This is a genomic window from Pseudomonas sp. G5(2012) (assembly GCF_000408945.1).
In the GTDB taxonomy this organism is placed as follows: Bacteria; Pseudomonadota; Gammaproteobacteria; order Pseudomonadales; family Pseudomonadaceae; genus Aquipseudomonas; species Aquipseudomonas umsongensis.
Genome location: NZ_APIO01000136.1, coordinates 1 through 25,684 on the forward strand (window position 1 = coordinate 1; position 25,684 = coordinate 25,684).

The 25,684-nt window shown below is 59.2% G+C and carries 21 protein-coding genes, 4 tRNA genes, 1 pseudogene and 1 riboswitch; of the genes and pseudogenes, 23 read left to right on the forward strand and 3 right to left on the reverse strand.

Annotated elements, in window-relative coordinates:
- The 14 genes and pseudogenes from PG5_RS29600 to astE all read left to right on the forward strand — a co-directional run.
- Positions 1–558 (forward strand): annotated as a pseudogene (locus PG5_RS29600) (AMP-binding protein); the annotation flags it as partial.
- A gap of 669 nt (positions 559–1,227) precedes the next feature.
- Positions 1,228–2,004: an ABC transporter substrate-binding protein gene (locus tag PG5_RS29605; RefSeq protein ID WP_020800770.1), complete on the forward strand. Its 777-nt coding sequence runs from the start codon at positions 1,228–1,230 to the stop codon at positions 2,002–2,004.
- Between the two features lie 92 nt (positions 2,005–2,096).
- Positions 2,097–2,786, forward strand: a complete 690-nt coding sequence (locus tag PG5_RS29610) for an ABC transporter permease (RefSeq protein WP_008058010.1) — start codon at positions 2,097–2,099, stop codon at positions 2,784–2,786.
- Positions 2,783–3,481, forward strand: coding sequence for an ABC transporter permease (locus tag PG5_RS29615; protein WP_020800771.1), 699 nt, complete (start codon positions 2,783–2,785; stop codon positions 3,479–3,481). The genes PG5_RS29610 and PG5_RS29615 overlap by 4 nt, the downstream gene beginning before the upstream one ends.
- 1 nt (position 3,482) lies before the next feature.
- Positions 3,483–4,595: a M14 family metallopeptidase gene (locus tag PG5_RS29620; RefSeq protein ID WP_020800772.1), complete on the forward strand. Its 1,113-nt coding sequence runs from the start codon at positions 3,483–3,485 to the stop codon at positions 4,593–4,595.
- A 27-nt stretch (positions 4,596–4,622) separates the two neighbouring features.
- The gene (locus tag PG5_RS29625; protein WP_007971015.1) at positions 4,623–5,387 is read left to right on the forward strand and encodes an ABC transporter ATP-binding protein; all 765 of its coding nucleotides are present in this window, start codon (positions 4,623–4,625) and stop codon (positions 5,385–5,387) included.
- 203 nt (positions 5,388–5,590) lie between these two features.
- The gene (gene argR, locus PG5_RS29630; RefSeq protein ID WP_033043292.1) at positions 5,591–6,571 is read left to right on the forward strand and encodes a transcriptional regulator ArgR; all 981 of its coding nucleotides are present in this window, start codon (positions 5,591–5,593) and stop codon (positions 6,569–6,571) included.
- A 320-nt stretch (positions 6,572–6,891) separates the two neighbouring features.
- Positions 6,892–8,112 carry an aspartate aminotransferase family protein gene (locus PG5_RS29635; RefSeq protein WP_020800774.1) on the forward strand — a complete coding sequence of 407 codons (1,221 nt, stop codon included), beginning with the start codon at positions 6,892–6,894 and terminating at the stop codon, positions 8,110–8,112.
- Positions 8,113–8,304: 192 nt separating this feature from the next.
- Positions 8,305–9,324 (forward strand): arginine/ornithine succinyltransferase subunit alpha, encoded by a 1,020-nt coding sequence (gene aruF / locus PG5_RS29640; protein ID WP_020800776.1) that lies wholly within the window; start codon positions 8,305–8,307, stop codon positions 9,322–9,324.
- A 74-nt stretch (positions 9,325–9,398) separates the two neighbouring features.
- Complete coding sequence (astA, locus tag PG5_RS29645) at positions 9,399–10,424, forward strand: arginine N-succinyltransferase (RefSeq protein ID WP_020800777.1); 1,026 nt, start codon at positions 9,399–9,401, stop codon at positions 10,422–10,424.
- Entirely contained in the window at positions 10,421–11,890 is a 1,470-nt protein-coding gene (gene astD / locus PG5_RS29650) for a succinylglutamate-semialdehyde dehydrogenase (RefSeq protein ID WP_177326155.1), read from the forward strand. The genes astA and astD overlap by 4 nt, the downstream gene beginning before the upstream one ends.
- A 139-nt stretch (positions 11,891–12,029) precedes the next feature.
- A complete protein-coding gene (astB, locus tag PG5_RS29655) occupies positions 12,030–13,376 on the forward strand; it encodes an N-succinylarginine dihydrolase (RefSeq protein WP_020800779.1) in 1,347 nt (448 codons plus the stop codon).
- A gap of 62 nt (positions 13,377–13,438) precedes the next feature.
- Positions 13,439–13,729 carry a hypothetical protein gene (locus PG5_RS29660; RefSeq protein ID WP_008057983.1) on the forward strand — a complete coding sequence of 97 codons (291 nt, stop codon included), beginning with the start codon at positions 13,439–13,441 and terminating at the stop codon, positions 13,727–13,729.
- Between the two features lie 12 nt (positions 13,730–13,741).
- Positions 13,742–14,752 carry a succinylglutamate desuccinylase gene (gene astE / locus PG5_RS29665; protein ID WP_020800780.1) on the forward strand — a complete coding sequence of 337 codons (1,011 nt, stop codon included), beginning with the start codon at positions 13,742–13,744 and terminating at the stop codon, positions 14,750–14,752.
- A 127-nt stretch (positions 14,753–14,879) separates the two neighbouring features.
- Here the strand turns inward: astE and PG5_RS29670 are convergent, their stop codons facing one another.
- Positions 14,880–15,392: a 6,7-dimethyl-8-ribityllumazine synthase gene (locus tag PG5_RS29670; protein WP_020800781.1), complete on the reverse strand. Its 513-nt coding sequence runs from the start codon at positions 15,390–15,392 to the stop codon at positions 14,880–14,882.
- Between the two features lie 98 nt (positions 15,393–15,490).
- Positions 15,491–15,662, reverse strand: a riboswitch (FMN riboswitch).
- A gap of 196 nt (positions 15,663–15,858) precedes the next feature.
- Here PG5_RS29670 and ltaE point away from each other — a divergent pair.
- From ltaE to PG5_RS29705, 7 genes are all read left to right on the forward strand, one after another.
- Entirely contained in the window at positions 15,859–16,863 is a 1,005-nt protein-coding gene (ltaE, locus tag PG5_RS29675; protein ID WP_020800782.1) for a low-specificity L-threonine aldolase, read from the forward strand.
- Positions 16,864–17,009: 146 nt separating this feature from the next.
- Positions 17,010–19,631, forward strand: a complete 2,622-nt coding sequence (gene alaS / locus PG5_RS29680; RefSeq protein WP_020800783.1) for an alanine--tRNA ligase — start codon at positions 17,010–17,012, stop codon at positions 19,629–19,631.
- A 91-nt stretch (positions 19,632–19,722) separates the two neighbouring features.
- Complete coding sequence (locus PG5_RS29685; RefSeq protein WP_008057978.1) at positions 19,723–20,964, forward strand: aspartate kinase; 1,242 nt, start codon at positions 19,723–19,725, stop codon at positions 20,962–20,964.
- A gap of 188 nt (positions 20,965–21,152) precedes the next feature.
- On the forward strand, positions 21,153–21,341 hold the full coding sequence (csrA, locus tag PG5_RS29690) for a carbon storage regulator CsrA (protein WP_002554426.1): 189 nt from the start codon (positions 21,153–21,155) through the stop codon (positions 21,339–21,341).
- A gap of 62 nt (positions 21,342–21,403) precedes the next feature.
- Positions 21,404–21,494 (forward strand) — tRNA-Ser (locus PG5_RS29695).
- 107 nt (positions 21,495–21,601) lie between these two features.
- Positions 21,602–21,678, forward strand: a tRNA-Arg gene (locus PG5_RS29700).
- 71 nt (positions 21,679–21,749) lie between these two features.
- Positions 21,750–21,826, forward strand: a tRNA-Arg gene (locus tag PG5_RS29705).
- A gap of 20 nt (positions 21,827–21,846) precedes the next feature.
- On the opposite strand, the gene PG5_RS29710 is transcribed toward PG5_RS29705, so the two are convergent.
- Positions 21,847–22,362: a hypothetical protein gene (locus PG5_RS29710; RefSeq protein WP_020800784.1), complete on the reverse strand. Its 516-nt coding sequence runs from the start codon at positions 22,360–22,362 to the stop codon at positions 21,847–21,849.
- 321 nt (positions 22,363–22,683) lie between these two features.
- Between PG5_RS29710 and mgtE the strand changes: the two genes are divergently transcribed.
- Entirely contained in the window at positions 22,684–24,126 is a 1,443-nt protein-coding gene (gene mgtE, locus PG5_RS29715; RefSeq protein ID WP_020800785.1) for a magnesium transporter, read from the forward strand.
- Positions 24,127–24,226: 100 nt separating this feature from the next.
- Here the strand turns inward: mgtE and PG5_RS29720 are convergent, their stop codons facing one another.
- Positions 24,227–24,553 carry an Arc family DNA-binding protein gene (locus PG5_RS29720; RefSeq protein ID WP_008066583.1) on the reverse strand — a complete coding sequence of 109 codons (327 nt, stop codon included), beginning with the start codon at positions 24,551–24,553 and terminating at the stop codon, positions 24,227–24,229.
- 581 nt (positions 24,554–25,134) lie between these two features.
- Between PG5_RS29720 and PG5_RS29725 the strand changes: the two genes are divergently transcribed.
- Positions 25,135–25,211 (forward strand) — tRNA-Arg (locus PG5_RS29725).
- The last annotated feature ends 473 nt before the right edge of the window (positions 25,212–25,684 follow it).

A 25,684-nucleotide genomic window follows, 5' to 3' on the forward strand; every position in this document is an offset into this window, starting at 1 on the left:
CTCGATTCGTGGCCAGGCCAGGCGCGTACGCTGTATGGCGATCACGACCGTTTCGTCGACACTTACTTCAAGACCTTCCGTGGCATGTACTTCACCGGTGACGGCGCCCGTCGCGATGCCGATGGTTACTACTGGATCACCGGTCGCGTCGACGACGTGCTAAACGTCTCCGGCCACCGCATGGGTACCGCCGAGATCGAAAGCGCGATGGTCGCCCACCCGAAAGTCGCCGAAGCGGCGGTGGTCGGTGTGCCGCACGACATCAAGGGCCAGGGCATTTATGTCTACGTCACCCTGAACGCGGGCGAGGAGACCAGCGAGCAACTGCGCCTGGAGCTGAAGAACTGGGTGCGCAAGGAGATCGGCCCGATTGCCTCGCCGGATGTGATCCAGTGGGCACCGGGGCTGCCGAAGACCCGCTCGGGCAAGATCATGCGGCGCATCCTGCGCAAGATTGCTACCGCTGAGTACGATGGCCTGGGCGATATCTCCACCCTGGCCGATCCGGGGGTGGTGCAGCATTTGATTGATACGCACAAGACGATGAATGTGGCGTAAGTAGCCTTCAGCGTCCATCGAAGCCCTGCCAGGTGTGAGCCTGGTGGGGCTTTTTGTTGGCTGACTGTTTAGTGTGGCAGTGCTGGCCTCTTCGCGAGCAGGCTCGCTCCCACAGGGGATTGGTGGTGATCAAAAAACTGTGGGAGCGAGCCTGCTCGCGAAGGCGGACTGTCAGGCGCCAAATAAACATGAGCCAATAATTATCGGCTTCCCCTGTAGGAGGTTTCCTACTGTTACCCGCGAGCTTTCAAGTTACTGAATGTGTAACCGCGCTGCGCCGATTCGGGGCATTGGGAAACGCCAAGCCCTGTTGGGGGCCTCCACAAACAATAAGAATCCACGCTGCGCTTGCCGGATTAGAAGGGTTTGCCAATAATAGGCCCGCAACTTGCAATATTGATCGGTTCACTGTCTTTTGCTCTTGCATGATTCTGCAAGGCTGTCAACGTGCCCGGGCGGCTTTCTCGGTGCTTCTGTAATTAGTTGTCGCATTGAAGAAATATCGGCTTCGGGCCTGTCGTTAGAATGCCGATCACTTGCTCGTCGTTGCCCGAGTTGAATTTCAACACCCGCATCCCAGGACGCAGCAACGCTTTCCGGTTCCACTCATTCGCATATTGGGCTATCGCTCACTCTGCCGTTTTAGCCCTTTACCGATGGAGTCCCAAGATGAAGAAACTCGTGCTGCTTGGCGCCCTGGCTATGTCCGCCGTGCTGTCCCTGCCATCCTTCGCCGATGAAAAACCTCTGAAGATCGGTATCGAAGCGGCTTACCCTCCGTTCGCTTCGAAAGCGCCGGACGGCAGCATCGTGGGTTTCGACTACGACATCGGTAACGCCCTGTGCGAAGAGATGAAGGTCAAGTGCGTGTGGGTTGAACAAGAGTTCGACGGTCTGATCCCTGCGCTGAAGGTGCGCAAGATCGACGCGATCCTGTCGTCCATGTCGATCACTGAAGACCGCAAGAAGTCCGTGGACTTCACCAACAAGTACTACAACACCCCGGCGCGCCTGGTCATGAAGGCCGGTACTCAGGTGGGCGACAACCTGGCTGAGCTCAAGGGCAAGAACATCGGCGTGCAACGTGGTTCGATCCACGAGCGTTTCGCCCGTGAAGTGCTGGCCCCGCTGGGTGCCGAAATCAAGCCTTACGGCTCGCAGAACGAAATTTATCTCGACGTGGCCGCCGGCCGCCTCGACGGCACCGTGGCAGACGCTACCCTGTTGAATGACGGCTTCCTGAAAACCGACGCAGGTAAAGGTTTCGCCTTCGTGGGGCCTGCCTTCACTGACGTCAAATACTTCGGCGACGGCGTGGGTATCGCCGTTCGCAAGGGTGACGCGCTGAAAGACAAGATCAACACCGCGATCGCCGCCATTCGCGAGAACGGCAAGTACAAGCAAATCCAGGACAAGTACTTCGATTTCGACATTTACGGTAAGTAAGTACGTCGCAACGACAAGTCCGAAATGGCGCAAGCAACAGGATCTCTGAGGTTTGCGCCATTTTTTCATCCCAACTTTCGAGGACCTGAATCATGTTGAAAGGCTACGGGGCTGTCATCCTCGATGGCGTTTGGCTGACGCTTCAGCTCGCCTTGTCGTCCATGGCCCTGGCCATTGTCCTGGGCCTGATTGGCGTGGCGCTGCGCCTGTCGCCAGTGCGCTGGCTGGCCTGGCTGGGCGACCTGTATTCCACGGTGATTCGCGGCATTCCAGACCTGGTGCTGATCCTGCTGATTTTCTACGGCGGCCAGGACCTGCTCAACCGCGTCGCGCCGATGCTGGGTTATGACGAATACATCGACCTGAACCCCTTGGCCGCCGGTATCGGCACCCTGGGCTTCATCTTTGGTGCCTACCTGTCGGAAACCTTCCGTGGCGCGTTCATGGCGATCCCCAAGGGGCAGGCCGAAGCGGGCATGGCCTATGGCATGAGCAGTTTCCAGGTGTTCTTCCGGGTGTTGGTACCGCAGATGATTCGCCTGGCAATTCCCGGTTTCACCAACAACTGGCTGGTGCTGACCAAGGCTACCGCGCTGATTTCGGTGGTGGGCCTGCAAGACATGATGTTCAAGGCCAAGCAGGCGGCAGATGCTACCCGTGAGCCTTTCACCTTCTTCCTCGCAGTGGCGGCGATGTACCTGGTGATCACCAGTGTCTCGTTGCTGGCATTGCGTCACCTCGAGAAGCGCTACTCGGTAGGCGTAAGGGCGGCTGAGCTATGATCTTCGACTACAACGTCATTTGGGAGGCCTTGCCGCTGTACTTTGGCGGCCTGGTGACCACCCTCAAGTTGCTCGCGCTGTCGCTGTTCTTCGGCCTGCTGTGTGCGTTGCCGCTGGGCCTGATGCGCGTCTCGAAAAACGCCGTGGTCAACATGACGGCGTGGCTCTACACCTACGTGATCCGCGGCACGCCGATGCTGGTGCAGCTGTTCTTGATCTACTACGGCCTGGCACAGTTCGAAGCCGTTCGCGAAAGCTTCTTGTGGCCGTGGCTGTCCAGCGCAACGTTCTGCGCGTGCCTGGCGTTCGCGATCAACACCAGCGCCTACACCGCCGAAATCATCGCCGGCAGCCTGCGCGCTACGCCGAACGGCGAGATCGAAGCAGCCAAGGCCATGGGCATGTCGCGGGTCAAGATGTACAAGCGCATCCTGCTGCCGTCGGCCCTGCGCCGTGCGCTGCCGCAGTACAGCAACGAAGTGATCATGATGTTGCAGACCACCAGCCTGGCGTCCATCGTGACCCTGATCGACATTACCGGTGCTGCGCGCACGGTCAACGCCCAGTTCTACCTGCCGTTCGAGGCTTACATCACCGCCGGCGTGTTCTACCTGTGCCTGACCTTCATCCTGGTGAAGTTGTTCAAGATGGCCGAGCGCCGCTGGCTGGGCTACCTGGCCCCGCGGAAGCACTGATATGGAACGCATCGATCATGCTTTGCCGTGGAGCCACCTCGGTAGCGAACGCCGGATTTCGGTATTCCGCTTCGGTGGTGGCGAGCGCAAGGCTTACATCCAGGCCAGCCTGCACGCCGATGAATTGCCGGGCATGCGCACCGCCTGGGCCCTGAAGAAACGCCTGGCCGAACTTGAAGCCCAAGGTCTGTTGAACGGTGTGATCGAGTTGGTGCCGGTGGCCAATCCACTGGGCCTCGGCCAGTTGCTTCAGGGCAATCATCAAGGGCGTTTCGAGGCCGGTAGCGGCAAGAATTTCAATCGGGATTTCGTTGAGTTGAGCGCGCCAGTGGCTGCGCAACTTGATGGGCATCTGGGTGACGATCCGCACGCCAATATTCGTTTGATCCGCCAGGCCATGAGTGATCACCTGGCGGCATTGCCTGAGGCGAGCAGTCAGTTGCAAGGCATGCAGCGTGTTCTGCTCAGCCACGCCTGCACCGCCGATGTGGTGCTGGACCTGCATTGCGATGCCGAAGCCGCGCTGCACATGTACGCCTTGCCGCAGCACTGGCCACAGTGGCGCTCGCTGGCGGCGCACCTGGATGTGAAGGTTGGCTTGCTGGCGGAAGATTCCGGCGGCAGCTCCTTCGACGAAGCCTGTTCGCTGCCGTGGCTGCGCCTGTCGCGTCTGTTCCCGGATGCGCAGATTCCGCTGGCGTGCCTGGCGACTACCATTGAATTGGGTGGTCAGGCCGACACCGGTCGCGCGCAATCCGAGGCTCACGCCGAAGGCATCCTGGCGTTCCTCGCCGAGCAAGGCCTGATCAGTGGCGAGTGGCCGAACGCGGCGCACGAACCTTGCGAAGGCCTGCCGTTCGAAGGCACCGAACTGCTGTTCGCCCCGCATCCGGGTGTGGTGAGTTTCCTGCGCAAACCCGGTGAATGGGTTGAGGCGGGCGATGAAATTTTCGAAGTGATCGATCCGCTGGCGGATCGGGTCAGCACGGTGTGTGCTGGTACGTCCGGGGTGCTGTTTGCCATTGAACGGCTGCGTTACGCCCAACCCGGTTTCTGGCTGGCCAAGGTGGCGGGGCGCGAAGCGCTGCGTCACGGGCGCTTGCTCAACGACTGACTGACTGTTTTTGTGAGAACCGACCGCATGTACAAGCTTGAAGTCCAAGACCTGCATAAACGCTATGGCAGTCACGAAGTGCTCAAGGGCGTGTCCCTGAAAGCGGCGGCCGGCGATGTGATCAGCATCATCGGCTCCAGTGGCTCCGGCAAGAGTACCTTCCTGCGCTGCATCAACCTGCTGGAACAGCCGCACGCCGGCAAGATCCTGCTCAACAACGAAGAGCTGAAGCTGGTGGCGAACAAGGACGGCGCGCTGAAGGCCGCCGACCCGAAACAGCTGCAACGCATGCGTTCGCGCCTGTCGATGGTGTTCCAGCATTTCAACCTGTGGTCGCACATGACCGCGCTGGAAAACATCATGGAAGCGCCGGTTCACGTGCTCGGTGTGTCCAAGGCCGAAGCTCGCGAAAAAGCCGAGCACTACCTGAACAAAGTGGGCGTCGCTCATCGTAAAGATGCTTACCCGGGCCATATGTCCGGCGGCGAACAGCAGCGTGTGGCGATCGCCCGTGCGCTGGCGATGGAACCTGAGGTGATGCTGTTCGACGAACCGACTTCGGCCCTCGACCCGGAACTGGTCGGTGACGTGCTGAAGGTCATGCAGGCCCTGGCCCAGGAAGGCCGGACCATGGTCGTGGTGACCCACGAAATGGGCTTCGCCCGTGAAGTGTCGAACCAGCTGGTGTTCCTGCACAAAGGCGTTGTTGAAGAAAGCGGCAACCCGCGTGAGGTGCTGGTCAATCCACAGTCCGAACGTTTGCAACAGTTCCTTTCGGGTAGCCTGAAGTAATCAAGACTCTCGTTGTGCACCTCGTAGGAGCTGCCGAAGGCTGCGATCTTTTGATGTTGATTGTTCACGTCAAAAGAACGCAGCCTCGTTTCACTCGACAGCTCCTACAGGGGATCTGTGCGGGCTTTTGAGATTTGTGTTCATTTACGGGCTAGCATTGGCCCATGCCTTCATCACTGTTCTTCGCTTCGGATCGCTCGCCCATGACTGCCCATCGAATAGGTTTCCTGATATGGCCCAGCACAAAAGCACTGACGCTGGCGCTGGCTGAGGAGGCCTTGCGGGTTGCCCAGCGTGTGCATCCTGACGTGGTTTATGAGCTGTCGTTCCTGCAGGCCGAACCGCAGGGCGAAGGTCAGTGGCAATTGCCCGGTGAACCGTGGGCCGGCAAGCTCGAAAACTTCCAGAAACTGTTCCTGCTCGCCGATGAGCCGCCGACCAGTCTCGCGCCGGCCCTGAGCAGTGCGCTCAAGCAGTTGGTGCGTGCCGGTTGTGTGATCGGCGGGCTGTCGGCCGGTGTTTATCCGTTGGCGCAACTGGGCTTGCTCGACGGCTACCGCGCTGCGGTGCACTGGCGCTGGCAGGACGATTTCGCCGAACGTTTTCCGAAAGTCATCGCCACCAGTCATCTGTTCGATTGGGATCGCGATCGCCTGACCGCCTGTGGCGGCATGTCGGTGCTCGACTTGCTGTTGGCGGTACTGGCTCGCGATCACGGCGCCGAACTGGCCGGCGCGGTGTCGGAAGAATTGGTGGTCGAGCGTATTCGCGAAGGCGGTGAGCGCCAACGCATCCCATTGCAGAACCGCCTGGGCTCCAGTCATCCAAAGCTCACCCAGGCGGTGCTGCTGATGGAAGCGAACATTGAAGAGCCGCTGACCACAGACGAAATCGCCCAGCATGTGTGCGTGTCCCGTCGACAACTGGAACGGATCTTCAAGCAATACCTCAACCGCGTGCCGAGCCAGTACTACCTGGAACTTCGCCTGAACAAGGCGCGGCAGATGTTGATGCAAACCAGCAAGTCGATCATCCAGATCGGCCTGTCCTGTGGTTTCTCTTCGGGCCCGCACTTCTCCAGCGCCTACCGCAATTTCTTCGGCGCCACGCCGCGCGAAGATCGTAACCAGCGGCGCAGCAGCAGCCCGTTCGAATTGTCGTCGGTTCCGTCGGAACGCGGCTAATCCCAGCGCCCGTGCGCCATCCCTTGTAGGAGCTGCCGCAGGCTGCGATCTTTTGATCTTGAAACCAAAATCAAAAGATCGCAGCCTGCGGCAGCTCCTACAGGGGCATCGGTTTCCCGCAGAACTGCCTATAAACGCACGCGACAGTTTAAACTGCGCCTTTGCGACCCTATATGTCGCATTGCCGTAAACCACGGGAAAACCGGGGTTTGCGCTATAAGAAGTTGTCGCTTGGCGGCAAGGCCGGGCTGAAAACTGTCCTTACAATCCTCACCAAGCTCGCCAGTTTCAGGCGAGTGTATTCTCTTCAGGAGACTCCGATGTCCGTTGAGCACGCTGCGGTAGAACGCGCCGATTTCGATCAGGTAATGGTTCCCAACTATGCGCCAGCCGCCTTCATTCCCGTGCGTGGCGCCGGTTCCCGCGTTTGGGACCAGTCCGGTCGCGAGCTGGTCGACTTCGCCGGCGGGATCGCCGTCAACGTATTGGGCCACGCACATCCGGCGCTGGTCGGTGCCTTGACCGAGCAGGCCAACAAGCTGTGGCACGTGTCCAACGTGTTCACCAATGAGCCGGCCCTGCGCCTGGCCCATAAGCTGGTCGATGCCACCTTTGCCGAGCGTGCTTTCTTCTGCAACTCTGGCGCCGAAGCCAACGAAGCGGCCTTCAAGCTGGCCCGTCGTGTCGGTTTCGACCGCTTCGGCAGCGAGAAGTACGAGATCATCGCCGCGCTCAACAGCTTCCACGGCCGTACCCTGTTCACCGTGAACGTCGGTGGCCAGTCGAAGTACTCCGATGGCTTCGGTCCGAAAATCACCGGTATCACCCATGTGCCGTACAACGACCTGGCCGCGCTGAAAGCTGCCATTTCCGACAAGACCTGCGCCGTGGTACTGGAGCCGATCCAGGGTGAGAGCGGTGTGATCCCGGCGGAACTCGAATACCTGCAAGGTGCCCGCGAACTCTGCACCGCGCACAACGCGCTGTTGATCTTCGACGAAGTGCAAACCGGCATGGGCCGTACCGGCCATCTGTTTGCCTATCAGCATTACGGCGTGATTCCGGACATCCTGACCAGCGCCAAGAGCCTGGGCGGCGGTTTCCCGATCGCGGCAATGCTGACCACCGAAGACCTGGCCAAGCATCTGGTTGTCGGCACCCACGGCACCACCTACGGCGGCAACCCGCTGGCGTGCGCAGTCGCCGAAGCCGTGATCGATGTGATCAACACACCCCAAGTGCTGGCCGGCGTCAATGCCAAGCACGACAAGTTCAAGGCACGCCTTGAGCAGATCGGCGAGAAGTACGGTCTGTTCACCCAGGTTCGTGGCCTGGGGCTGTTGATCGGTTGCGTACTGAGCGATGCCTGGAAAGGCAAGGCCAAGGACATTTTCAACGCCGCTGAAAAAGAAGGCCTGATGGTGCTGCAAGCCGGCCCGGACGTGGTGCGTTTCGCGCCAAGCCTGGTGGTCGAAGACGCGGACATCGACGAAGGTCTGGACCGTTTCGAACGTGCCGCGGCAAAACTGACGCAAGCCTGATAGATCCTTCGACGCCTGCAAGTCAGGCGTCGAACCCAATTTTTATGCCGGGCCCGTTTTTTATGTGGGAGCGAGCCTGCTCGCGAAGGTGTTTCAGTCGACATCAATGTTGCTGACATACCTTCGCGAGCAGGCTCGCTCCCACAAGGGTCCGGCTTATTTTCCTCAAGAGTATGAGAAAGGAGTGACACCATGCTGGTGATGCGCCCCGCGCAAATGGCTGATCTGGGCGAGGTACAGCGTCTGGCTGCGGACAGCCCGATTGGTGTCACTTCCTTGCCGGATGACGTTGAACGCCTGAGCGACAAGATCGCCGCGAGCGAAGCCTCGTTCGCTGCCGAAGTCAGCTTCAACGGTGAAGAGAGCTATTTCTTCGTGCTTGAAGACACGGCCACCGGCAAGTTGGTGGGCTGTTCGGCGATTGTCGCCTCGGCGGGTTATTCCGAGCCGTTCTACAGTTTCCGTAATGAAACCTTCGTGCACGCCTCCCGCGAGCTGAAGATTCATAACAAGATCCACGTGCTCTCGCAGTGCCACGACCTCACGGGCAACAGCCTGTTGACCAGTTTCTACGTGCAGCGTGAGCTGGTGGGTTCACCGTGGGCCGAGCTCAACTCACGTGGCCGCTTGCTGTTCGTGGCCAGCCACCCGGAGCGCTTCGCCGATTCAGTGGTGACCGAGATTGTCGGCTACAGCGACGAAAATGGCGATTCGCCGTTCTGGGATGCCATCGGCCGCAACTTCTTCGATCTCAACTACGCCGAAGCCGAACGTCTGTGCGGCCTGAAGAGCCGGACCTTCCTCGCCGAACTGATGCCGCACTACCCGATCTACGTCCCGTTGCTGCCGGACTCTGCTCAGGAAGCCATGGGCCAGGTGCACCCTAGGGCGCAGATCACCTTCGACATCCTGATGCGCGAAGGCTTCGAAACCGATCACTACATCGACATCTTCGATGGCGGCCCGACCTTGCATGCCCGTGTCTCGGGGATCCGTTCGATCGCCCAGAGCCGTGTGGTGCCGGTGAAAATCGGTGAGCCGGTCAAGGGTGCCGGTCGACAATACCTGGTGGCCAATGCCCAGTTGCAGGATTACCGCGCAATCATGCTCGAGCTCGATTACGCGCCGGGTAAGCCCGTGACCCTGGATCTGGAAGCGGCCGAAACCCTGGGTGTCGGTGAAGGTGCGAGCGTGCGCCTGGTGGCGGTTTAACGCCTGCTTGAAAAAAATGCCTGAAAAGCAGCGAGTTTCACGGGTGGCGCAAGCGGCCCGTTTGAGGAGATAGCATGATCGTTCGTCCCGTACGCAGCAGCGATTTACCCGCTCTGATCGACCTGGCCCGCAGCACCGGCACCGGCCTGACCACCTTGCCGGCCAACGAAGAGCGTCTGGCCCACCGGGTCGGTTGGGCCGAGAAGACCTTCCGTGGCGAAGCCGGGCGAGCCGATGCGGACTACCTGTTCGTGCTCGAAGACGACAATGGCCGCGTGGTGGGCATTTCCGCCATCGCTGGCGCCGTGGGCCTGCGTGAGCCCTGGTACAACTTCCGGGTCGGCCTGACGGTCAGTGCTTCGCAAGAGCTGAACATCTACCGTGAAATCCCGACGCTGTTCCTGGCCAACGACCTGACCGGCAATTCCGAGCTGTGCTCGCTGTTCCTGCATGCCGATTACCGCAGTGGCCTCAATGGCCGCATGTTGTCCAAGGCGCGGATGCTGTTCATCGCCGAGTTCCCGCAACTGTTTGGCAACAAGATCATTGCCGAGATGCGCGGGGTTTCCGATGAAGCCGGGCGTTCACCGTTCTGGGAAAGCCTGGGTCGGCACTTCTTCAAGATGGAATTCAGTCAGGCTGACTATCTGACCGGCGTGGGCAACAAGGCCTTCATTGCCGAGCTGATGCCGAAGTTTCCGCTGTACACCTGCTTCCTGTCGCCCGATGCGCGTAACGTGATTGGCCAGGTGCACCCGGACACCGAGCCGGCGCTGGCCATGCTCAAGAGCGAAGGTTTCAGCTACCAGGGCTACGTCGACATTTTCGACGCGGGCCCGGCCATCGAGTGCGAAACCGGCAAGATCCGCGCCGTGCGCGACAGCCAGGCGCTGGTGCTGGCTATCGGCACGCCGGGTGACGACGCCACGCCGTTCATCATTCACAACCGCAAGCGCGAAGACTGCCGCATCACTGCCGCTCCGGCACGTCTGGCCGCCGGCACGCTGGTGGTCGACCCGCTGACCGCCAAACGTCTTCAACTCAACGCAGGCGATCAAGTGCGCGCCGTGGCGTTGTCTGCTGCTCGGGAGTCGAAATAATGAAATCGCTATACATCGCAGGTGAATGGCTGGCAGGTCAGGGCGAAGCCTTTGAGTCGCTGAACCCGGTGACCCAGCAAGTCCTTTGGTCTGGCAACGGTGCCACCGCGGATCAGGTCGAATCGGCGGTACAGGCTGCGCGTCAGGCGTTCCCGGGCTGGGCCCGTCGCCCCCTGCAAGAACGTATTTCGGTGTTGGAAGCCTTTGCCGCAGCGCTGAAAAATCACGCGGACGAACTGGCGCATGCCATCGGTGAGGAAACCGGCAAGCCCCTGTGGGAAGCCGCCACCGAAGTCACCAGCATGGTCAACAAGATTGCGATCTCGGTGCAGAGCTACCGTGAGCGCACTGGCGAGAAGAGCGGCCCGCTGGGCGAGGCCACCGCCGTGCTGCGCCACAAACCGCACGGTGTGGTGGCGGTGTTCGGGCCCTACAATTTCCCTGGGCACTTGCCGAACGGGCACATCGTGCCGGCCTTGCTGGCCGGTAACTGTGTGCTGTTCAAGCCAAGTGAGCTGACGCCGAAAGTCGCCGAACTGACGGTCAAGTGCTGGATCGAGGCCGGTTTGCCGGCGGGCGTGCTGAACCTGCTGCAGGGCGCTCGCGAAACCGGTATCGCCCTGGCGGCGAACCCGGGCATCGACGGCCTGTTCTTCACGGGTTCCAGCCGTACCGGCAATCACCTGCACCAGCAATTTGCCGGTCGTCCGGACAAGATCCTTGCCCTGGAGATGGGGGGTAACAATCCGCTGTTGGTGGATCAGGTCGCCGATCTCGATGCCGCTGTCTACACCATTATCCAGTCGGCGTTCATCTCCGCCGGCCAGCGCTGCACCTGTGCCCGCCGCTTGCTGGTGCCGCAGGGCGCCTGGGGCGACACATTGCTGGCGCGCCTGGTGGCGGTCAGCTCGACGATTGAAGTCGGCGCGTTCGATCAGCAACCGGCGCCTTTCATGGGCTCGGTGATTTCCCTCGGCGCGGCTAAAGCGTTGATGGATGCCCAGGAGCATTTGCTGGCCAACGGCGCCGTGGCGCTGCTGGAAATGACTCAGCCGCAAGCGCAGTCCGCCTTGCTGACCCCGGGCATTCTGGACGTCACGGCAGTCGCTGAGCGCCCGGACGAAGAGCTGTTCGGCCCGTTGCTGCAAGTGATCCGCTACGCTGATTTTGAAGCGGCGATCGTTGAAGCCAACGACACCGAATACGGCCTGGCCGCCGGGCTGTTGTCGGATTCCGAAGCGCGCTACCAGCAGTTCTGGCTGGAAAGCCGCGCCGGTATCGTCAACTGGAACAAGCAATTGACCGGCGCGGCCAGCAGCGCGCCATTCGGTGGCGTCGGCGCCTCGGGCAACCACCGCGCCAGCGCCTACTATGCGGCGGATTACTGCGCATACCCGGTGGCCTCACTGGAAACCCCGAGCCTGGTGTTGCCGGCGGCCCTCACGCCTGGCGTGAAAATGGCGTGATGCCATTCGCGAGCAGGCTCGCTCCCACATTGGAATGTATGTCCCTGTGGGAGCGAGCCTGCTCGCGAAGGTCGCCACGCGGTCTTACTCAATTGTTACCAGAAGCCTATAACAAACAGATTCTCGTGGAGCCTCGCTGATGAAATCCTATGAAGTCAATTTTGACGGTCTAGTGGGGCCGACCCATAACTACGGCGGCCTGTCCTACGGTAACGTCGCGTCCCAGAGCAACAGCCAGCAGTCTTCCAATCCGAAGGAAGCGGCGCTGCAAGGCCTGGCGAAGATGAAAGCGCTGATGGACATGGGCTTTCAACAGGGCGTGCTGGCGCCACAGGAACGTCCGGACGTGGCTGCCCTGCGTCGCCTCGGTTTCAGTGGCACCGACGCTCAAGTCATCGAGCGCGCCGCCAAGGAAGCCATGCCATTGCTGGTCGCCAGCTGCTCGGCTTCAAGCATGTGGGTGGCCAACGCGGCCACCGTCAGCCCGAGCGCCGACACCGCGGATGGCCGCGTGCATTTCACCGCCGCCAACCTCAACTGCAAGTACCACCGCAGCATCGAGCACCCAACCACCAGTCGCGTGTTGGGCGCCATGTTCGCCGACCAGAAGCACTTCGCCCACCACGCCGCGCTGCCGGCCGTGGCGCAGTTCGGTGACGAAGGCGCAGCCAACCACACGCGTTTCTGCCGTGAATACGGCGAAGCCGGTGTCGAATTCTTCGTGTTCGGTCGCAGTGCTTTCGACACCCGCTACCCGGCACCGCAGAAATACCCGGCGCGCCAGACTCTCGAAGCGTCGCAGGCAGTCGCTCGCCTGCACGGCCTGAGCGATGACGGCGTGGTCTACGCCCAGCAGAACCCGTCGGTGATCGACCAGGGCGTGTTCCACAATGACGTGATCGCGGTCGGTAACGGTGAAGTGCTGTTCTATCACGAGGACGCTTTCCTCGAGACCGAGAAAATGCTCGCCGAACTGCAGAGCAAACTCGCCAAGGTCGGTGGGAAATTTCAATCGATCTGTGTACCGCGTTCCGCGGTAACCGTCGAAGACGCGGTGCGTTCCTACCTGTTCAATAGCCAGTTGCTGTCGCGTCCTGACGGTTCCATGCTGTTGATCGTGCCGGAAGAATGCCGTGGCAACGAGCGCGTATGGCAATACCTGCAGGGTTTGACCAGCTCCGGCGGCCAGATCAGCGAAGTGAAAGTCTTCGATCTCAAGCAGAGCATGCAGAACGGCGGTGGGCCTGCCTGCCTGAGGTTGCGTGTTGCGCTCAACGAAACCGAGCTGGCGGCCGTCAACCCAGGCGTTATCATGACGGCACCGTTGTACGGCACCCTGACCGAATGGGTCGAGAAGCACTACCGCGACCGCATGACCGAAAACGATCTGGCGGACCCGCAATTGCTGCTCGAGTGCCGGACGGCACTGGATGAACTGACGCAAATCCTTAAACTGGGCGCGGTTTATCCATTCCAGATCAATTGATCGGCGGCGCGTTGTCATGCACGACGGCGCGCCGCTTCATCTCCACTGAGAGCGTAAAAGACATGAGCGACAAACTGCAGCTGATCCTTGAAGACACCGACGGCACGCAACTGGAAACGTCCTGCACCCGCGTCGCGGTCATGTGGCAAGGCAAAGAGCTGTGGATCCAGCACGATGGTCGTGGCCAATTGCTGATCGGCGTGGACGTCGAAGAAGGCGATGCTGAATACGCCAACCTGCTGTTGCGCCCATTGGCGACTAATCTGGTAAGTCTGCAACTGGAGATGGAACCGGCTGACCTCGGCGACGACGAGGAACACGTTCACGGCCCGGATTGCAATCACGACCATTAAGGAAACCGCTCTATGCTCGCCCTCGGCAAACTGCTTGAACTGACCCTCGCCGGCCGCGAACCGGCGGAGAAGACTCAACTGACTGTCGAAGGCGTGCGCATGCGCTGGTTGAGCGAAGGTGCGCTGGAAGTGCGACCGCCGCAAGCCCGTGATAATGGCCTGGACCTGCTTTTATCGGCCGGTATCCACGGCAACGAAACAGCGCCGATCGAACTGCTCGATCGCCTGTTGCATGACATCGCCCGCGGCGACCTGAAGCCGCGTGCCCGCATTCTGTTCCTGTTCGGTAACCCTGAAGCCATTCGCAAGGGCGAGCGTTTCGTCGAGCAGGACGTCAATCGGCTGTTCAATGGCCGTCACGAACAAAGCAGTGGCTCCGAAGCGCTGCGCGCCTGTGAGCTGGAGCGTCTGGCGGCCAGTTTCTTCAGCCTGCCGGATCGTCAGCGACTGCACTATGATTTGCACACGGCGATTCGCGGCTCGAAAATCGAACAGTTCGCCTTGTACCCCTGGAAGGAAGATCGCCAGCATTCACGCCAGGAACTGGCCCGGCTTCGCGCCGCAGGCATGGAGGCGGTGCTGTTGCAGAACAAGCCGTCCATCGTCTTCAGTTCCTATACCTACGACAAGCTCGGAGCCGAGTCCTTTACCCTCGAACTGGGCAAGGCGCGACCGTTCGGGCAGAACGACGGGGTGAACGTTTCCTTGCTGGAAAACCGTCTCAAACAGATCATCGAAGGCACCGAGCCGGAGTTGGCGGAAGAGGCGTTGGACGGTTTGCAGCTGTTCAGCGTGGCACGGGAAATCATCAAGCACAGCGACAACTTCCGCCTGAACCTGCCAGTGGATATCGAGAACTTTTCGGAGCTGGAAGTGGGTTACTTGCTGGCGGAAGACATCGCCAATACCCGCTGGATCATCGAGGAGGAGGGCGCCCGGATCATCTTCCCGAACCCCAAGGTGAAGAATGGCCTGCGTGCCGGCATCCTGATCGTGCCGACCACCGACGAAAACCTCGCCTAAGGACAACACAAAACCACTGTGGGAGCGAGCCTGCTCGCGATTTATCCGAGAGCGCCGCGGGGAGCCAGACTTCCCGCGTAATCGTTGACGACCATCGCGAGCAGGCTCGCTCCCACAGGTTCAGTGTTTAGACAGCTACGGCGCGCGGTTCAGTGCGACGCAGGCTACGGATCTTCATCAGCGTATCCGCGCACGTCTTCGCTGCTTCCTGACCCTTATGCACGAAATGCTCGAAGAAGAACTTATGATGCAGTTCTTCACCCGCATGAAAGTGGTGCGGGGTCAGCGATACCGAGAATACTGGCACTTCCGTTTCCAGTTGCACCTGCATCAGGCCGCTGACGACCGACTGGGCGACGAACTCGTGACGGTAGATCCCGCCGTCAACCACCAGGGCTGCCGCGACGATGCCGGCATAACGGCCGGTCTTGGCCAGCAACTTGGCGTGCAGGGGCATTTCAAAGGCGCCGCCGACTTCGAAGAAGTCGATGTCGGACTCCTGATAACCCTGGGCAATCATTTCAGCGACGAAGCCTTTACGGCTCTGGTCGACAATGTCCTTGTGCCAGCAGGCCTGGATGAACGCAACGCGTTCGCCATGGTGGTGTTTGCTTTTGCTGTCGATTGCGGTGGGTTGCATGTTCTGATTCCTGTTTGTGTGAAAAACAGGGCTTATGAATCGAATGGGATTTAAGGGTACGCACACTCGCATGAGTGCGGACGGCCCTTTGGCGCCAATCCCGTTCTCTCTTCATCCGGACTATGACCGTCGGCCCCGGGATCACACCGGGTCTGCTGACCTTGTCGCCATGCACGGCAAAGGCCGTGTCTGTCACCAAGCGCTCGCGGGCTATGCGTGTTGCACGCAATTACCGCCGGTGGGGAGTTGCACCCCGCCCTGAGAACGTTTTGCCGCCAGATTGTTAGGCGGCGAAGCTTTTTTATCACATATTTCTCATCTGTGCATGGCTGCTATCCGATGATTGTTATCGACTTTTTCGTCGAAACAGCAAGTCGATTGCTGCCCAAGGGTTGAATATTGGTGGGTATGGCCGCAGTACTTCCCGTCTGAAAGGGATTTCCCCCTGCTAACCGAGGCCAGATTCATGAGCGTTATCGATCTTCGCAGCGACACCGTCACCCAACCCACCCCTGGCATGCTCGAGGCGATGGCCACCGCCGTCACCGGTGACGACGTGTATGGCGAAGACCCGACGGTCAATCGACTGGAAGCCGAGCTGGCAAATCGCCTGGGTTTTGCTGCCGCACTGTTTGTCCCGACGGGCACCATGAGCAACCTGCTGGGCTTGATGGCCCATTGCGAGCGCGGTGACGAATACATCGTCGGCCAGCAGGCTCACACCTATAAGTACGAAGGTGGCGGGGCGGCGGTACTTGGCTCGATCCAGCCACAGCCGCTGGAAGTGCAGGCCGATGGCTCGCTGGACCTTGCGCAGGTCGCGGCAGCGATCAAGCCGGACGACTTCCATTTTGCCCGCACCCGTTTGCTGGCGCTGGAAAATACCATGCAGGGCAAGGTCCTGCCCCTCGAATACCTGGCACGGGCGCGCAGCTTTACCCGCGAACACGGGTTGCAACTGCATCTGGACGGTGCGCGGCTCTACAACGCGGCGGTCAAGCTGGGTGTCGATGCGCGGGAAATCACCCGGCATTTCGATTCCGTCTCGGTGTGCCTGTCCAAAGGCCTGGGTGCGCCGGTGGGTTCGGTGTTGTGCGGTTCGGCAGAGCTGATCGGCAAGGCACGGCGCCTGCGCAAGATGGTCGGCGGCGGCATGCGCCAGGCCGGGATCCTGGCGGCGGCGGGCCTGTACGCGCTGGACCACAACGTCCAGCGCCTGGCTGACGACCACGCCAACGCCCAATTGCTGGCGCAAGGCCTGCGTGCAGCAGGTTTCGAGGTCGAGCCGGTGCAGACCAACATGGTGTACGTCGCCATGGGCGACAGGGCCGAAGCACTCAAGTCATTCGCCGCCGAACGCGGGATCAAGCTCAGTGCTGCCGCTCGTCTGCGCATGGTCACGCACATGGACGTCAGCGCTACGCAAATCGAGCAGGTCGTCGCGACATTCGTCGACTTTTCCAGTAAGTGATAGCGTTAGCGCTCCAATTGACCGTTTCTATCGTATAAACACGCTGTACCCCGCGCGCAGGGCCGATATAATGCGGCCCTTTGCCGTCGCTTCGTCTGTTGACGTTTCGAACAGGCCTTTGGCCGCAGCCTCCGTGGAAGAACCTAATGAAAAGCGCAGAAATCCGTGAAGCCTTCCTTCGCTTCTTCGAAGAGCAAGGCCACACCCGTGTAGCCTCCAGCTCTTTGATTCCGGGCAACGACCCAACCCTGCTGTTCACCAACGCGGGGATGAACCAGTTCAAGGACTGCTTCCTGGGCCAGGAAAAGCGCGCGTACACCCGCGCCGTCAGCAGCCAGAAATGCGTGCGCGCCGGCGGCAAGCACAACGATCTGGAAAACGTCGGTTATACCGCTCGTCACCACACCTTCTTCGAAATGCTGGGTAACTTCAGCTTCGGTGACTACTTCAAGCGTGACGCCATCACTTACGCCTGGAACTTCCTGACTTCCGACAAATGGCTGAACCTGCCGAAGGAAAAGCTCTGGGTCACTGTCTACGCCAGCGATGACGAGGCGTATGACATCTGGACCAAGGAAATCGGGGTTCCGGCCGAGCGCATGGTTCGCATCGGCGACAACAAGGGCGCGCCTTACGCCTCCGACAACTTCTGGACCATGGGCGATACCGGCCCGTGCGGCCCTTGCACCGAGATTTTCTACGATCACGGCGCCGACATCTGGGGTGGCCCACCGGGCTCGCCGGAAGAAGACGGCGACCGCTACATCGAAATCTGGAACAACGTGTTCATGCAGTTCAACCGCACCGCCGACGGCGTGTTGCACCCGCTGCCAGCGCCGTCGGTGGACACCGGCATGGGCCTGGAGCGGATCAGTGCCGTGCTGCAGCATGTTCACTCGAACTATGAAATCGACCTGTTCCAGAGCCTGCTGAGCGCTTCGGCCAAGGCCATCGGTTGCACCAACGATGCCCAGGCTTCGCTGAAAGTCGTGGCTGACCACATTCGTTCCTGCGGCTTCCTGATCGCCGACGGCGTGCTGCCGTCCAACGAAGGCCGCGGTTATGTGCTGCGCCGCATCATTCGCCGCGCTTGCCGTCATGGCAACAAACTGGGCGCCAAGGGCAGCTTCTTCTACCAGATCGTCGCGGCCCTGGTCGCCGAGATGGGCGAAGCTTTCCCTGAATTGAAATCCCAGCAGTCGCATATCGAGCGCGTGCTCAAGGCCGAAGAAGAACAATTCGCCAAGACCCTGGAACAGGGCCTGAAGATCCTCGAGCAGGACCTGGCCGAATTGAAGGGCGACGTGGTGCCAGGCGACGTAGTGTTCAAACTCTACGACACCTACGGTTTCCCGATGGACCTGACTGGCGACATCGCTCGCGAGCGCAACCTGACCATCGACGAAGCAGGCTTCGAGCGCGAGATGGAAGCCCAGCGCGTCCGTGCCCGTTCGGCCAGCTCCTTCGGCATGGACTACAACAGCCTGGTCAAGGTCGATGTGGACACCGAGTTCACCGGCTACACCGCCCACAGCGGTTCGGCAAAAATCGTTGCTCTCTATAAAGACGGGCAATCGGTCGACGTGTTGAATGAAGGCGACGAGGGCGTGGTTATTCTGAACCAGACGCCGTTCTACGCCGAATCCGGCGGGCAGATCGGTGATTGCGGCTTCCTCCAGGCTGGCGCTGCACGTTTCGACGTGCGCGACACCACCAAGACCGGCGGCGCGTTCCTGCACCACGGTGTGCTGGACTCGGGTAGCCTGATCGTCGGTGCTCCGGTCGAGACTCACGTCGATGCCGAAGTGCGTCACGCGACGTCGCTGAACCACTCGGCGACTCACTTGCTGCACGCCGCATTGCGTCAGGTGCTGGGCGATCACGTTCAGCAGAAAGGCTCGTTGGTCGACAGTCAGCGCCTGCGCTTCGACTTCAGCCACTTCGAAGCCATCAAGCCTGAGCAGCTCAAAGCGCTGGAAGACATCGTCAACGCCGAGATTCGCAAGAACTCCGAAGTTGAAACCGAAGAAACCGATATCGAAACCGCCAAGCAGAAAGGCGCCATGGCGCTGTTCGGCGAGAAATACGGCGACAACGTGCGCGTGCTGAGCATGGGCGATTTCTCCGTCGAGCTGTGCGGTGGTATCCACGCCAACCGTACCGGCGACATCGGCCTGCTGAAAATCATCAGCGAAGGCGGTGTGGCTGCTGGCGTGCGCCGTATCGAAGCAGTGACAGGCGCTGCGGCACTGGCTTACCTGAACGCTGCGGAAGAGCAACTCAAGGAAGCGGCCAGCCTGGTCAAGGGCAGCCGCGACAACCTGATCGACAAGCTGTCGGCTGTGCTGGAGCGCAACCGTCTGCTGGAGAAGCAACTCGAGCAGTTGCAAGCCAAGGCCGCCAGTGCGGCGGGTGACGACCTGTCGGCGCAAGCCTTGGACGTCAAAGGCGTGAAAGTGCTGGCCGTGCGTCTGGACGGGCAGGATGGCAAGGCGCTGCTGGCGCTGGTCGATCAACTGAAAAACAAACTCGGCCGCGCAGTGATCCTGCTCGGCAGTGTCCATGAGGAAAAGGTCGTTCTGGTTGCAGGCGTAACCAAAGACCTGACTGGCCAACTCAAAGCCGGTGATTTGATGAAACAGGCCGCTGCGGCAGTGGGCGGGAAGGGCGGTGGTCGTCCAGACATGGCGCAAGGCGGCGGTACCGACGCTGGCGCCCTGGATGCGGCACTGGCGCTGACCGTACCGTTTGTAGAGCAGGGTTTATAAGGCAGTGTCTGCGGTCCGCAGTCTAGTGGCGGGCCGCAACGCTGTTTGAGTGTTTATTTGGGCGCCCTTCATGGGCAGAGGCGGCTTTGAAATGGCTTTGATCGTACAGAAATTTGGAGGCACCTCGGTCGGCACCGTCGAGAGAATCGAGCAGGTTGCCGACAAGGTTAAGAAATTCCGCGATGCCGGCGATGACCTGGTGGTTGTGCTGTCTGCAATGAGCGGCGAAACCAACCGTCTGATCGATCTGGCCAAGCAAATCAGTGGCGGCGATCAACCGGTTCCTCGCGAGCTGGATGTGATCGTCTCCACCGGTGAGCAGGTGACGATTGCCCTGTTGGCCATGGCGTTGATGAAACGCGGTGTACCAGCGGTGTCCTACACCGGCAACCAGGTACGGATCCTGACGGATAGCGCACACAACAAAGCGCGTATCCTGCAGATTGACGACCAGAAGATTCGTGGTGACCTTAAGGCCGGTCGCGTGGTGGTTGTCGCCGGTTTCCAGGGCGTTGACGAGCACGGCAATATCACCACCCTCGGTCGTGGCGGTTCCGACACCACCGGCGTGGCCCTGGCAGCGGCCCTGAAGGCTGACGAATGCCAGATCTACACCGACGTCGATGGCGTCTACACCACAGACCCGCGCGTGGTGTCCGTGGCCCAGCGCCTGGACAAGATCACCTTCGAAGAGATGCTGGAAATGGCCAGCCTCGGTTCCAAGGTTCTGCAGATCCGCGCGGTGGAATTCGCCGGCAAGTACAACGTCCCGCTGCGCGTATTGCACAGCTTCAAGGAGGGTCCGGGCACCCTCATTACTATTGATGAAGAGGAAACCATGGAACAGCCGATCATTTCCGGTATCGCTTTCAACCGCGATGAAGCCAAGCTGACCATCCGTGGCGTGCCAGACATCCCAGGCGTTGCCTTCAAGATTCTCGGCCCTATCAGCGCCGCGAACATTGAAGTCGACATGATCGTGCAGAACGTCGCGCACGATAACACCACCGACTTTACCTTCACCGTGCACCGCAACGACTACCAGGCGGCGCAAACCGTGCTGGAGAAAACCGCTGGCGAGCTGGGTGCACGTGAAGTCATCGGCGACACCAAGATCGCCAAGGTGTCGATCGTCGGCGTTGGCATGCGCTCCCACGCAGGCGTCGCCAGCCGCATGTTCGAAGCGCTGGCCAAGGAAACCATCAACATCCAGATGATCTCGACTTCGGAAATCAAGGTTTCCGTGGTGATCGAAGAGAAGTACCTGGAACTGGCTGTGCGCGCCTTGCACACGGCTTTCGAACTGGACGCACCGGTCCGCCAGGGCGAGTGATGCGTTTGCCAGAGGGCGCGGTCTGACCGCGCCCTTTGTTTTTTTGCACGGCGCGACCCCAAGGCTGTTCTTTTGCTCGCGCTGGTCAATACTCAGGCATGTAGGCCTTCGACCACTTTGGTTGTAGGTCGAGTGCCTTTTTTTTGCAGACTGTTGTCCCTGAAAATGTAATGCGTGAGGAGAAAGGTATGCTGATTCTGACTCGTCGGTGCGCAGAAAGCCTGATTATTGGTGATGGCGAAATCACCGTGACCGTGCTCGGCGTCAAAGGAAATCAAGTGCGCATCGGTGTCAACGCCCCGAAAGAGGTTGCGGTCCATCGTGAGGAAATTTACCTGCGTATAAAGAAAGAGAAGGACGAAGAACCAAGCCATTAATTTTTATCGTTTTTTATGTTTGCAAACGGGGAAAAGGTTGGTTAAGATACGCCCCGTGTTGCGGAGAGCTGGCCGAGTGGCCGAAGGCGCTCCCCTGCTAAGGGAGTACACCTCAAAAGGGTGTCGGGGGTTCGAATCCCCCGTTCTCCGCCATTATTTGCGTAGTACGTTGTAATCTGGCTTCTTCGGTAAGTTGTTGAAATTACTAGAAAAAGTGCTTGACATAGAGATTAGACGGCCTATAATGCGCGGCAACAAATGCACTCGTAGCTCAGCTGGATAGAGTACTCGGCTACGAACCGAGCGGTCACAGGTTCGAATCCTGTCGAGTGCACCATTTAAGAGTTGTTTGCAGTGATGTGAATAACTTGGCTCCAACCAGTTGTGATCTGGTCTAAAAACACAAATGCACTCGTAGCTCAGCTGGATAGAGTACTCGGCTACGAACCGAGCGGTCACAGGTTCGAATCCTGTCGAGTGCACCATACAAACAAAAAGCCCGCCTTTAAAGCGGGCTTTTTGCCGTCTGGGATTTGGCTTTTCCCTTCGTACATCCTCTTTCGTCAAACTCGATGCTGGCGCTACGACCTCGCTTGGCCTGGTAGTGGTAGCGGGTGCTTGAGTTTCGAATGCTGATCTTGTCTGGCTTGCCCAGAGCGCTTTCAACATCCTGTTGGGTCATGCCGGCGATCACGCGCTGATTGATGATTGCTTCGCGGCGCTCGCTGGCGCTGATCAGGTTTGCACATTTGTCTACTGCCTGACCGACAACCAACGGATCGCGGTGATCGATTTTCAGGTTCGATGTTTGCCGCTGCTGTTGCGGCGCAAGTGGGATAATCGTGCCAGGCCGGTAGGGGCTCACCTTCTGGTAGGAAAGGCTTTCGTCGATGGCGCAGCTCATCGTGGTAAAGGTGATGCGCCCGTCAGCCCTCTCGCAGCGGATAATCGTTGCACCAGGTGTTTCGAGCGGCAGGTAGAGCAGGGTGGCGAGTCCCAGGCGGGATAATCTCGATGGCATTGCGAGTCCTCCGTGACGGCTACCGATCAAGGCTAGCGCCTGCATTTTCCATCGCTAGTGTGTTTTCTTTTCGAGATGAGTCGTCGCACTTTCAAGTGTCAGGCGCGCGCTCAAGATTGTTTCGCAAGCGCTTGTTTCAGCCGCGATTTTTTAACGTTTTAAGCCGTCAGTCGGTGTATGATTGCGCCCGTCAGCCCCGCCGGGGCTTTTGGATTACCTCCATGGACTTACCCAGTAGTTACTCAATACCCCGATTTTCCAATCATGAATTGACTGATTGATCCTTCCGGCGCACCCCGCTGCTGGGAGTGGAGTTCGCCTATGTCTGAAGTAGAAGTAAAGAAAACGCAGGAAAGCTTGCAGGACCGTCTGGCTCAAGTTGTTGAGCTGTTGCAGCGTCAGCGAGTAGTTGAAGACCTGACTCATCGCCAGGAAGGTCCGAATCAGGATCGCGTCGAAAACCTGGTTCACCGGCAAAATCTCGTTGAGCTGCAACGCAAGCTCGATGACCTGCACTCCGCCGACGTCGCCTATATTCTTGAAGCCCTGCCACTGGATGACCGCCTGACACTTTGGCAGTTGGTCAAGGCTGATCGCGACGGCGACATCCTGCTCGAAGTATCCGATTCGGTTCGTGAAACCCTGATCGCCGACATGGACGATCACGAGCTCCTGGCTGCGGCCAAGGACATGGATGCCGACGAACTGGCCGACCTGGCCTCCGAGCTGCCTCGAGATGTCGTCCATGAGCTGATGGAGACCCTCGATGCCCAGCAGCGCGAGCGTGTGCGCTCGGCGTTGTCCTACGACGAAGACCAGGTCGGTGCGTTGATGGACTTCGAGATGGTCACCATCCGTGAGGATGTCAGTCTCGAAGTGGTCCTGCGCTACCTGCGACGCCTGAAGGAGCTGCCAGGCCATACCGACAAATTGTTCGTGGTTGACTACGACGGCGTGCTCAAGGGTGTGCTGCCGATCAAGCGCCTGCTGGTCAACGATCCGGATAAGCAGGTTTCCGAGGTCATGGCCAGCGATCCGGTGAGTTTCCATCCGGATGAAGAAGCCTACGATGCTGCCCAGGCGTTTGAGCGTTACGACTTGATTTCGGCCCCCGTCGTTGACAAGAACGGCAAATTGATCGGCCGTCTGACCATTGATGAAATGGTCGACCTGATTCGTGAGGAGAGCGAAAACGAAGTTCTCAACATGGCAGGTCTGCGTGAAGAAGAGGATATTTTCGCGTCGGTCTGGAAGTCCCTGCGTAACCGTTGGGCCTGGCTGGCAGTGAACCTGATTACCGCATTTGTGGCTTCCCGGGTAATTGGCCTGTTCGAAGGCTCCATCGAGAAGCTGGTGGCGCTGGCTGCATTGATGCCGATCGTTGCGGGTATCGGAGGTAACTCCGGCAACCAGACCATCACCATGATCGTTCGGGCCATGGCGCTGGACCAGGTGAGTACAGGTAACACTTCGCGTCTGATGCGCAAGGAGTTGGCGGTTGCCTTGATCAATGGCGTGATTTGGGGGGGAGTCATTGGCGTAGTTGCCTACCTGCTTTATGGCAGCTGGTCGCTCGGCGTGGTAATGACCGCTGCCATGACCCTCAATCTGTTGCTGGCGGCGTTGATGGGGGTCTTGATCCCGATGACGCTGGCGCGACTTGGGCGTGATCCTGCCATGGGGGCGAGTGTGATGATTACCGCCATGACCGATAGTGGTGGTTTCTTTATCTTCCTGGGGCTGGCAACGATTTTCCTACTCTGAGGTGCTTGTTCCAAAGCCCGCCCTACGGTGGGCTTTTTTTTGCCAAATTTCAGGCAAAAAAAAGCCAGCGATCAGGCTGGCTCGAACTTGCGGGGATGAATCAGGAGGCGTCTGCAGTCATTTCGGCATCATGGGCGATCAGTGAAACAAGCGCATTTTGCTGGCGGTGAGAGAGTTGGCGGAAGCGCTGAAGCAATTCGCGCTCGTGCAATGACAGCTCCGGGCTGTCCAGCCGCATGCTCAGCTCTTCGCCCAGTGCGCCTTCCTGAATGAGACTCTGCTCCAGGCGCGCAATGATCTCGGAGTTCATGCTGCGGTGATGATTGCGAGCCACCTCGGCAATGCGTTCACGCATTCCGTCTGGCAGACGTACGACGAACTTGTCAGCCGTACGGCTGGAATAAATTGCCTGTTTCAATGGGCGCATATATTTAACCGGTTAGTTCAGGGGAGCGGTTCTCGGGATTGGCCGCAGGATGTCAGATAGGACAAGCGCTCTGGCCAAATGTTCAACCTGAATTGGTAGAGGCACGCATCATGCCTCAAAATCGCCAGTTCATTGGCGTCAATTCTGTGACAAATATTGAGCTGGCTAAAGGCGTTATGCCAGCACCAATTGTCAGAAATGCGGACTGGTTTTGAAAAAAACACCGGGTCCGTGTCTCTGGCCGCGTCCTTTGCCCCCGTAACTCCTGAAAAAGCCGAGGGGCATCCCATGCGGATTCGATCACTGTTCCTTATCTGTACAGGATAGTGGCAAATGGCCGATTTACTAGTGTTAGTCGTATGATGAGATTCATTTGGGATGGGTGGCAGGTCGATTTTCCCTGGGGTGGGCTTCGTTGGCGGCGCGGGCACTGGTTCGCTTCTGCTTCGCTCGTTAAAACTTCAAGCCCTTGCGTGACATCTGCCTACACTTAAAAAGCCTACGCATGACATGACAAAGGCAGGTTCGCCCGTTAACATGCTCGCCGTCTATCGCTACGCGTCTCTTCGCGGGCATCTTGTGTCTCAGTAGCTCAATTGGATAGAGCATCCCCCTCCTAAGGGGAAGGTTGGCAGTTCGAACCTGCCCTGGGACACCATTCAATCAAGTCTTCAGCTGTTCATAATTCCCGCTCCAGGCCTTTATGGGTTCACGGCGGGTGCAAATGGATTGCTCGAGGCATAAAAAGGCCCTGCTCAGATGCGTATCTGGCAGGGCTTTTTCATTTATGTGGCAAGCACCTGGGCATCCTTTCCGGTTTGGGCTCTTCTATATAGAGGAAGAGGCGACTATTTCTGCATCAAGTACCTTTTTGCCAGGAAACCAAATCAATGCTTGACGGCAGATTCTGGAAGCCTATAATTCGCCCCACTTCCGGCGCAGTCGAAACGGAAAACTCCTTGGTAAACAATGAGTTACGTAGTTTTCGGCAGCAGGTTGCTTCAGTTCATCGAGGCGCCAAGGGAGTTGAAAAAGAGGTGTTGACAGCAGCGTGTAACGCTGTAGAATTCGCCTCCCGCTGATGAGAGATCTGAGGCGCAAGTGGTTGAAGTTGTTAAGGATTCCTTGAAA